This is a genomic window from Streptomyces sp. NRRL S-495, assembly GCF_000966955.1.
GTDB classification, from domain to species: domain Bacteria; phylum Actinomycetota; class Actinomycetes; order Streptomycetales; family Streptomycetaceae; genus Kitasatospora; species Kitasatospora purpeofusca.
This window is the reverse complement of record NZ_JZWY01000432.1, coordinates 1-258: the sequence shown is the minus strand read 5'-3', so window position 1 is coordinate 258 and position 258 is coordinate 1. Positions and strand designations below refer to the sequence as shown.

Annotated in this window: 1 pseudogene; it reads right to left on the bottom strand. The window is 78.3% G+C overall.

What is annotated here, in order from left to right:
- A pseudogene (locus VR45_RS22680) lies at window positions 1–258 on the bottom strand (hypothetical protein); the annotation flags it as partial.

The following is a 258-nucleotide window of genomic DNA, read 5'->3' as shown; positions in this document are numbered from 1 at the left end:
CGCAGCACCGGCCGGGCCGGCGCCGGAACCAGCAGCGCGACCAGCGCCCGCAGCGGCGCCGCGACCGCCTGGCGCAGCGCGCGCAGCGCCCGCACCAGGCCGGACAGGGCCGCGTCACCCAGCCGCAGCCAGGCCGCGGCGGCCAGCGCGATCACCAGGTGCACCAGCAGGAGCAGCAGTTGGGTGGCCGCGGGTGCCAAGCGCCCGGAGTGCCCCAACTGGCCGTAGAGCAACGACGACCCGTCCACCGAACCGCCG